Genomic DNA, 9,345 nt, shown 5'->3' with positions numbered 1-9,345 from the left:
GCCCGCTCCGCCCGCCGCCGGTGGTACCGGTGGCGGCGGGGTGCACGCCGCGGCGACGATGCTCGCCGGTGGTGCCGCACTGTCCGGCGGCCCTGGCGGCCCTGGTGTGCCGGCGCCGTCGGCCGGTCCCGGCACTCCGCCCCCGGGTGTCCCCGTGGGCCCGCCCGGTCAGCCCGCCCCGCCCGGCCCGCCCGGTGCGCAGGGCCCCGCAGGCCCCGGTGCGTACGGCTATCCGCAGGCGCCCAGCGGTCAGCCGACCGTCGGCCCCGGCTATATGGCCGTCCTCAGCTATCGCGCGCCGGACGGTTCCGAGCAGAAGATCGTGCGCCGCTCGGCGCCCGGTACGCCGCATCCGGAGTGGCAGCTGCTGCACGAGCTGCGCGGGATGAACATTCCGCCGCAGCAGGTGCTGGAGCTGCACACCGAGCTGGAGTGCTGTGATCTGCCGGGTGGTTACTGCGCCCGGATGATCAGGGACAACTGGCCGCAGGTGCGGATCAGCCACACCGCCGCGTACGGCAAGGACCATGCCTCGCGCCAGCAGGGCGTACGGCATCTCGTCGAGCATCAGGGCGAGTTGCACCAGGTCGCGGACGGTCCGGCGCGGCCGGCGCCGGTGCGGGTGCCGTTGCCGCATCCCTCGCAGGTGCAGCCGGTGCCGCCGGTGCCGCCGCAGGCGATCGGCCAGGAGCTGGAGCAGGCGTTCGGGCCGCAGGGGATCTTCCGCTTCGACCAGCGGGCGGTCTCCCGCCACGGTGTGCCCGAGGTGGTGGCGCAGATGCTGGTGTGGGCCGGGCTGCCGGTCGATTTCGGGCCGTTCTTCTGGGCGCAGGCGCAGCCGGGCCGTCCGGTGCCGACGCTGGCGGAGCTGGCGGCGGAGCGGATGGTGCAGCCGGCGTCGGATGCCGGTTCGTATCTGGTGATGGGCAACGACTTCGGCCGTCAGCTGTGTGTGCAGTACGGGACCGCGCACATCGTGGCGGTGCCGATGGAGGCCGGAGCCCCCTCGGGACAGGGGAGTCATCCGGCGACGCCGCAGTTCGTCAACAGCGGGCTGCCGGAGTTTGTGCGCTGTCTGGCGATGCTGGGGCGGATGTGGCGGCTGCGCTACGGGCTGACGCCGGAGCAGGCGGGTCGTTGGACCGTCGACTTCCAGGCGCAGCTGGTCGCGCTGGATCCGCCGGCGCTGGGTTCGCCGGAGACCTGGTGGTCGGTGCTGCTCGAACAGATGTGGGACGGGCTGCTGTAGCGCGGACCGGGGGTACGGCAGCGGGGTCTGCCGTGGGGACATGGTCATGGCGCTCGACCTGCGGGATGGGCCGGGCGCCATGACCATGCGTATATGGGCCGTCCGATATCCCCGTTGCCGCAGTCGACGACGACGCTGTACCGGGCGGGGCGGTCGCGGTGGTGGCACCGGCGTGCGCCCGGCCGATGGCGCGGACCGGGCCCGCCCCGGCGCCGCGGGATCTGGGGCACAGCGCTCCTGGTGCTGCTGGTGCTGGTCGTCCTGGTGGCGGCGGGCGGGGCCGGGCTGTACCTCTGGGCGGGGCAGCAGCTGCGGCATGTGTCCGCGCTGGGCGACTACGCCGGGCGGCCGGCCGCGGGCAGGGGCACGAACTGGCTGCTGGTCGGCTCGGACAGCCGCGGCGAGCTGACTCCGCGCCAGCGCAGGGATCTGCATGTCGGCAACAACCAGGTGCAGAACACCGACACGATCATGGTGCTGCACTCCGGCGGGCGCGCCCCCACGCTGGTCAGCCTGCCGCGCGACAGCTATGTCCCGGTGCCGGGGTACGGCAGCCGGAAGATCAACGAGGCGTATGCGGACGGCGGCCCGCAGCTGCTCACCCGAACGGTGGAACAGGCGACGGGGTTGCGGATCGACCGCTACGCCGAGGTCAGCTTCCTGGGGCTCGTACAGGTCGTGGATGCGCTGGACGGGGTGCGGCTGTGTCTGGACGAGCCGCTGAAGGACGAGAAGTCGGGCGCGGACTTCGCGGCCGGCTGCCGGCGGATGAACGGTACGCAGGCACTGGCGTACGTACGGGCCCGCTATGCCGACCCGTTGGGTGACCTCGGACGGGTGAAGCGGCAGCGGCAGCTGATCGGCGCGGTGGCGGACGAGATGCTCGGCGCCGATGTGCTGCTCGATCCCGTCCGGACGAAGCGCGTACTGGATGTCGCGCTGTCGGCGGTGGCGGTGGATGAGAGGGCGGGAATCGGGCAGTTGGCGAAGATGGGCTGGTCGATGAGGGAGATCGCCAAGGGCGGCGGGACGGCGACCACGGTGCCGGTGCGGCTGCCTGGAGTGATGGTCAGCGGCGCCGGTTCGGTGCTGCTGTGGGACGAGAACGGGGCGAGCCGGTTGTTCCGGGCCCTGCGCAACGATGATCCAATTCCGACTTCTGCCGATAAATGACGCATCCTGTGTGGGTGGGTTGGGGCGGAGTGTCGCGATGGTGCGGCTTCGAACCGGTCCGCAGGGAAGTGCGGGTAACTGCACAGTGCTGCACGGAGCCACGCGGAATGCCGCGGGAAGAGGGGCTTGAGGGATGAGTGCATCGGTTTCGCCTCACGGGTTCGAGACCGTACGAGGGCGCGGCTACCGGCCACAGGACGTGGATCGCCGCGTCGAGGGGCTCTCGATCGACCGTGACTCCTGCTGGGAGCGCGCCGCCCGGCTCACCGTCCTGTGCAACGAGATGGAGTCCGAACTCGTGGCACTGCGCGCCTATGTGGCGCAGCAGCCGCCGGAGACGTTCGAGTCCCTCGGCACCGAGGCACGGCTGATCCTGACCACGTCGGAGTCCGAGGCGGAGCGGCTGCGGGCCGAGGCGCAGAAGGCGGCCGAAGAGGTCCGCAGTGAGGCCGTCGCGTACGCGGACCGGGTCCGTGACGCGGCGGACGAGGTGGCCTGCGCGCAGCGCACCGAGGCGGACGCGTGGGCGCGGCGCACGGAGGAGACGGCACGGGACGAGGCCGCCTCCCTGGTGACCGAGGCGGCCAAGGAGGCCGAGGAGCTGCGGGGCGAGGCGGCCGACGAGCTGGCCAGGACGGTCCGGCACAGCGCGCAGCTGCTCCGCGACCAGGAGAAGCAGCAGGCCGAGGAGGGGGATGCAGCCGGGCGGGAACTCGTCCGGCTGGAAGCGGAGATGGACCGGCTCGTCGCCGAGCTGGACGCCCGCGGGGAGGCCACGGTCGCCGAGCGTCGGCGGCTCGACGCGGAGGCCGCGGAGGCCGCCCGGCACCGCCAGGAGGATGCCGAGGACCGTGCCGCCGGGCTTTTGGCCCAGGCCGCGGTCGAGGTGGAGCGCGTCGAGCGCGCCACCGACCGGGCGCTGCGCGAACACCAGGAGGAGCGCGAGGAGGTCCGCGCCCATATGACGCATGTCCGCAACACCCTGGCCGCGCTCACCGGGAAGGATCCGATGGCGGAGGCGGACGACGGCGGCGACCCCGACGGCGGACCGGGGGTCGACCCCGACGAGGAAGACACCCTGGAGACCCATCTGCCCCGCCGGGACGGCGTCGCGCGCGGCTGACCGTACGGCCCGCGCCCGCCCGTCTACGTCCCGCCCGGCTGCTCGCCCTCGCCCGTACGGGCCTGACCGCTCTCTCCCGTACGGGCGTCGGCGTGCACCGGGAAGCGCCGCGGTGCCAGCAGCAGAAGGGCGATCAGGGCGAGCGCGGCGGCCGTGGCGGCACCGATGTAGACATGGTCGACGGTGGTGGCGACGGCGCGGCGGAGGTAGTCGGCGGCCTGGGCGGTGAGCGTGCCGGCGTGTTCCAGGGCGCGTGAGGCCGCGTCGAGGTCGTCGGGCAGGCCGGGGCGGATGGCCGAAGGGGCGTGCGCGAGGCGGTCGTTGAGGGTGGCGTTGGCGATGGCGCCGAAGAGCGCGGCGCCGAAGGACTGGCCGACCTGGCGGCAGAAAAGTATCGAGGCGGTGGCGGTGCCGCGCTCCGCGTAGCAGACCGAGGACTGCACACCGATGATCAGCGGGAGCTGGAAGAGGCCGATGGCGGCGCCCAGCGCCAGCATGATCAGGGCGGGCTGCCAGGCGGCGCCGGGGTAGGGCAGCAGGGGGAACGCGAGCAGGATCAGACAGGCCGTGCCGATGCCGAGCATCGAGCAGTTGCGGATGCCGATGCGGCGGTAGACGTGGCTGCTGAGGGCGGCCGAGAGGGGCCAGCTCAGGGTCATGGCCGAGAGCACGAAGCCGGCTGCGGTGGGGCCCAGGCCCAGCACCGACTGGGCGTAGGTGGGCAGGAAGACGGTCGGGGCGACGATCAGCAGGCCCAGGGCGCCCAGGGCGAGGTTGACCGCGCAGATGGTGCGGCGGCGCCAGACCCAGCCCGGGATGATCGGTTCCGCGGCGCGGCGTTCGATCAGGACGGTGCCCGCCGCGCACACCGCGCTCCCGGCGAACAGCAGCAGCGACGGCGCGGAGAGCCAGGCCCAGGCGACACCGCCCTGTACGAGGGCGGTCAGCAGCAGCCCTCCGCAGGCGAAGATCGCGAGCGCCCCGGGCCAGTCGACCCGGGGCCGGCGGGCCGCGGCGCCGGCCTGCCGCACCGGGCGGCCCCGTCCGCCCCGTTCATCCTCGAAGAAGTGCCGCACGATCAGCCACAGCGCCACCGCGCCCACCGGCACATTGACCAGGAAGATCCACCGCCAGCCGGCAAAGGTGGCGAGCAGTCCGCCCAGTGCGGGCCCGGCGACCGACGAGGCGGCCCAGACGCTGGAGAGCTTGGCCTGGATCTTGGGGCGTTCCTTCATCGGGTAGAGGTCGGCGGCGATGGTCTGGACGGTGCCCTGGAGGGCGCCGCCGCCCAGGCCCTGCAGGACGCGGAAGGCGATCAGGGAGGCCATGTCCCAGGCGCCCGCGCAGGCCAGCGAGCCGACGAGGAACAGCACGATGCCGGTGACCAGGACGGGCTTGCGGCCGAAGGTGTCGGAGAGCTTGCCGTAGACGGGCAGGGTGACGGTGACGGCCAGCAGATAGCCGGAGAAGAGCCAGGAGAAGACCGCGAAGCCGCCGAGGTCGCCGACGATCTGCGGGACGGCGGTGGCGATGATGGTGGAGTCCAGCGCGGCCAGCGCCATACCGAGCATGAGGGCCGCGATGACCGGTCCGCGCCGGCGGGTGCGGGCCGGATCGGCCCCGGAGGCCGCCCCCGACGGGTCCGGGCCGCCGGTCCCCCGGTCCGTAGGGCTGTCGCTGTCCCTCGTCGTGCGGCCCACGGGTTCCCCCTCCGCAGTTGGGTGTAGTGGACACCGTTCCGGCCCACACCTTGGCACGTCGGGTCAGAATGCGGAACGGCGCTTCTCGGAGTCCGGGACGGCACCCCGGCCGGGCCCTCGCCGCCCCGGCTCCGCGGGGCAGCGACCGCTTCGGCGACAGGTTGTCGGCGGTCGGGCGTATCGTGGGCAGCCCCCGCCCGTACGACGTTGCGGGCTGTTCGCGTTGTTCGCCTCGCTTGCTGGGACGGAACCTTTTCATGAGCCTGACTGGTCTGCTCGACGCCGTCGTACGGGACCCGGCGCTCGCCGAAGCGGTACAGGCCGCGGCCGACGGACACCGGCCGCATGTGGACCTGGTGGGGCCGCCGGCCGCCCGCCCGTTCGTGGTCGCCGCACTGGCCCGCGGCGCCCAGCGCCCGGTGCTGGCCGTGACCGCCACCGGCCGGGAGGCCGAGGACCTGGCCGCCGCGCTGCGTACGCTGATGCCGGCCGGCGAGGAGAACTCCGTCGTGGAGTTCCCGTCCTGGGAGACGCTGCCGCACGAGCGGCTCTCGCCGCGCTCGGACACCGTCGGCCGGCGCCTCGCGGTGCTCCGCCGGCTCACCCACCCGCGCAGCGACGACCCGAGTGCCGGCCCCGTCTCCGTCGTCGTCGCACCGATCCGCTCCGTGCTCCAGCCGCAGGTCAAGGGGCTGGGCGAGCTGGAGCCGGTCAGTCTGCGCACGGGGCAGAGCGCCGATCTCGAAGAGATCGTCGACGGCCTGGCGGCGGCCGCCTACGCACGTGTCGAACTCGTCGAGAAGCGCGGTGAGTTCGCGGTCCGCGGCGGCATCCTGGACGTCTTCCCGCCGACCGAGGAGCACCCGCTGCGGGTGGAGTTCTGGGGCGACGACGTCGAGGAGATCCGCTACTTCAAGGTCGCCGACCAGCGGTCCCTGGAGGTCGCCGAGCACGGCCTGTGGGCGCCCCCGTGCCGTGAGCTGCTGCTGACCGACCAGGTGCGCGAGCGGGCCGCGGCGCTCGCCGAGCAGCACCCGGAGCTGGGTGAGCTGCTCGGCAAGATCGCCGAGGGCATCGCCGTGGAGGGCATGGAGTCCCTGGCTCCCGTCCTGGTCGACGACATGGAGCTGCTGCTGGACGTGCTGCCCAAGGGCTCCATGGCCGTGGTGTGCGACCCGGAGCGGGTGCGTACCCGGGCCGCCGACCTGGTGGCCACCAGCCAGGAGTTCCTCCAGGCCTCCTGGGCGGCCAGCGCCGGCGGCGGGGCGGCACCGATCGATGTGGGCGCGGCCTCGCTGTGGGGCATCGCGGACGTCCGCGAGCGGGCTCGTGAGCTGGGGATGCTGTGGTGGTCGGTCAGCCAGTTCAGCTCCGGTGACCTCGCGGACGGCGCCGCCGGCCAGGAGCCGGCGGTGGGCGATGCCGTGGACGGCGACACCCTCAAGCTGGGGATGCACGCCCCCGACAGCTACCGCGGTGACACCCAGCGGGCGCTGGCCGACACCAAGCAGTGGCTCGCGGACGGCTGGCGCACGGTCTATGTCACCGAGGCGCACGGCCCGGCGGCCCGTACGGTCGAGGTCCTCGGCGGCGAGGGCGTCCCCGCACGCCTGGACGGCGACCTGGCCGAGATCTCCCCGTCCCTGGTCCATGTCGCCTGCGGCTCCATCGACAACGGCTTCATCGACCCGTCGCTCAAGCTCGCCGTCCTGACCGAGACCGACCTCTCGGGCCAGAAGGCGGCCGGCAAGGACGCGGCCCGGATGCCGGCCCGCCGCCGCAAGACCATCGACCCGCTGACCCTCCAGGCCGGCGACTTCATCGTCCACGAGCAGCACGGTGTGGGCCGCTACATCGAGATGGTGCAGCGCACGGTCCAGGGCGCCACCCGCGAATACCTCCTCGTCGAGTACGCGCCGGCCAAGCGCGGCCAGCCCGGCGACCGCCTCTACATCCCCACCGACCAGCTCGAACAGGTCACCAAGTACGTGGGCGGCGAGGCCCCGACCCTGCACCGGCTCGGCGGCGCCGACTGGACCAAGACCAAGGCGCGCGCGAAGAAGGCCGTCAAGGAGATCGCCGCCGACCTGATCAAGCTGTACTCCGCCCGGATGGCGGCGCCCGGCCACACCTTCGGCCCGGACACCCCCTGGCAGCGCGAGCTGGAGGACGCCTTCCCGTACGCGGAGACGCCCGACCAGCTCACCACCATCGCCGAGGTCAAGGAGGACATGGAGAAGTCGGTCCCCATGGACCGCCTCATCTGTGGTGACGTCGGCTACGGCAAGACCGAGATCGCGGTCCGCGCCGCCTTCAAGGCCGTCCAGGACGGCAAGCAGGTCGCCGTCCTGGTCCCCACCACCCTCCTGGTCCAGCAGCACCACGGCACGTTCACCGAGCGGTACGGCCAGTTCCCGGTCAACGTCAAGGCGCTCTCCCGCTTCCAGACCGACACCGAGGCCAAGGCCGTCCTCGAAGGGCTGCGGGAGGGCTCCGTCGACCTCGTCATCGGCACCCACCGCCTCTTCTCCGCCGAGACCAAGTTCAAGGACCTGGGCCTGGTCATCGTCGACGAGGAGCAGCGGTTCGGCGTCGAGCACAAGGAGCAGCTCAAGAAGCTCCGCGCCAACGTCGATGTGCTCACCATGTCCGCCACCCCCATCCCGCGCACCCTGGAGATGGCGGTGACCGGCATCCGCGAGATGTCCACGATCACCACCCCGCCCGAGGAGCGGCACCCCGTCCTCACCTTCGTCGGCCCCTACGAGCAGAAGCAGATCGGCGCGGCCATCCGCCGTGAACTCCTGCGCGAGGGCCAGGTCTTCTACATCCACAACCGCGTCGAATCGATCGACCGCGCCGCCGCCCGGCTCCGCGAGATCGTGCCCGAGGCCCGTATCCGGACCGCCCACGGTCAGATGGGCGAGTCGGCGCTCGAACAGGTCGTCGTCGACTTCTGGGAGAAGAAGTTCGACGTGCTGGTCTCCACCACGATCGTCGAATCGGGCATCGACATCTCCAACGCCAACACCCTGATCGTCGAGCGCGGCGACAACTTCGGCCTCTCCCAGCTCCACCAGCTGCGCGGCCGGGTGGGCCGCGGCCGCGAGCGCGGCTACGCCTACTTCCTCTATCCGCCGGAGAAGCCGCTCACCGAGACCGCCCATGAGCGGCTGGCGACCATCGCCCAGCACACCGAGATGGGCGCGGGCATGTATGTCGCCATGAAGGACCTGGAGATCCGCGGCGCGGGCAACCTCCTGGGCGGCGAGCAGTCCGGCCATATCGCCGGTGTCGGCTTCGACCTCTACGTACGGATGGTGGGCGAGGCGGTCGCCGACTACCGCGCCTCCCTCGAAGGCGGTGTGGAGGAGGAGCCACCGCTGGAGGTCAAGATCGAACTCCCGGTGGACGCGCATGTCCCGCACGACTACGCGCCGGGCGAGCGGCTGCGCCTCCAGGCGTACCGCGCCATCGCCTCCGCCAACTCGGAGGAGGACATCGCCGCGGTCCGCGAGGAGCTCACCGACCGCTACGGCAAGCTCCCCGAGCCCGTCGAGAACCTCCTGCTGGTCGCCGGCCTGCGGATGCTGGCCCGCGCCTGCGGCGTCTCGGACATCACCCTCCAGGGCAGCAACATCCGCTTCGGCCCCGTGGAACTGCGCGAGTCCCAGGAACTGCGCCTCAAGCGCCTGTATCCGCGTACGGTCCTCAAGCCCGCCACCCGCCAGATCCTGGTGCCCCGCCCGACGACGGGCAAGATCGGCGGCAAGCCGCTGGTGGGGCGCGAACTGCTGGGGTGGGTGGGGGAGTTCCTGACGACCATTTTGGGCTCGTAGCCCTGCTTCCCGCGTTGTCGGGTGACGCCGCCGTGCCTCTTTGGGCTCGTAGCCCCGCTTCCCGCGTTGTCGGGTGGCCCGCCGTGCCTCTTTGGGCTCGTAGCCCCGCTTCCCGCGTTGTCGGGTGGCCCCCCGTGCCTCTGTTGTTTCCGCCTTCGGCGGGAGGGGGTGTGGGGTGGGGCCCCGGTGTGTGGGGGTGCCGGGTTCGGCGCCTCCGGGGTGGGTTTTCGGACTGCTTCGCTTTACGTCCGAAAACCCACC

General features: G+C 72.3%; 5 protein-coding genes. 4 read left to right on the top strand and 1 reads right to left on the bottom strand.

The window, feature by feature from the left end:
- From DY245_RS14590 to DY245_RS14580, 3 genes are all read left to right on the top strand, one after another.
- Window positions 1-1,249: SUKH-4 family immunity protein (locus DY245_RS14590; RefSeq protein WP_181923672.1), on the top strand; the 1,249-nt coding region annotated here is incomplete at its 5' end.
- Window positions 1,250-1,486: 237 nt separating this feature from the next.
- The gene (locus tag DY245_RS14585; protein WP_425329386.1) at window positions 1,487-2,422 is read left to right on the top strand and encodes an LCP family protein; all 936 of its coding nucleotides are present in this window, start codon (window positions 1,487-1,489) and stop codon (window positions 2,420-2,422) included.
- 133 nt (window positions 2,423-2,555) lie between these two features.
- Window positions 2,556-3,545, top strand: a complete 990-nt coding sequence (locus DY245_RS14580; RefSeq protein ID WP_244943040.1) for a cellulose-binding protein — start codon at window positions 2,556-2,558, stop codon at window positions 3,543-3,545.
- A gap of 23 nt (window positions 3,546-3,568) precedes the next feature.
- Here the strand turns inward: DY245_RS14580 and DY245_RS14575 are convergent, their stop codons facing one another.
- The gene (locus DY245_RS14575; RefSeq protein WP_483409814.1) at window positions 3,569-5,245 is read right to left on the bottom strand and encodes an MFS transporter; all 1,677 of its coding nucleotides are present in this window, start codon (window positions 5,243-5,245) and stop codon (window positions 3,569-3,571) included.
- 257 nt (window positions 5,246-5,502) lie between these two features.
- On the opposite strand from DY245_RS14575, the gene mfd reads away from it, so the two are divergent.
- Window positions 5,503-9,084: a transcription-repair coupling factor gene (mfd, locus tag DY245_RS14570; RefSeq protein WP_128507378.1), complete on the top strand. Its 3,582-nt coding sequence runs from the start codon at window positions 5,503-5,505 to the stop codon at window positions 9,082-9,084.
- Window positions 9,085-9,345: the final 261 nt, after the last annotated feature.

The organism is Streptomyces inhibens, assembly GCF_003389455.1.
GTDB lineage: Bacteria > Actinomycetota > Actinomycetes > Streptomycetales > Streptomycetaceae > Streptomyces > Streptomyces inhibens.
The sequence above is the reverse complement of the archived record's forward strand: the minus strand, read 5'-3'. Positions and strand labels throughout refer to the sequence as shown.

Coding starts and splice junctions, on each gene's coding strand:
- DY245_RS14580 (WP_244943040.1), top strand. CDS start 2,556: ATGAGTGCATCGGTTTCGCCTCACGGGTTCGAGACCGTACGAGGGCGC.
- mfd (WP_128507378.1), top strand. CDS start 5,503: ATGAGCCTGACTGGTCTGCTCGACGCCGTCGTACGGGACCCGGCGCTC.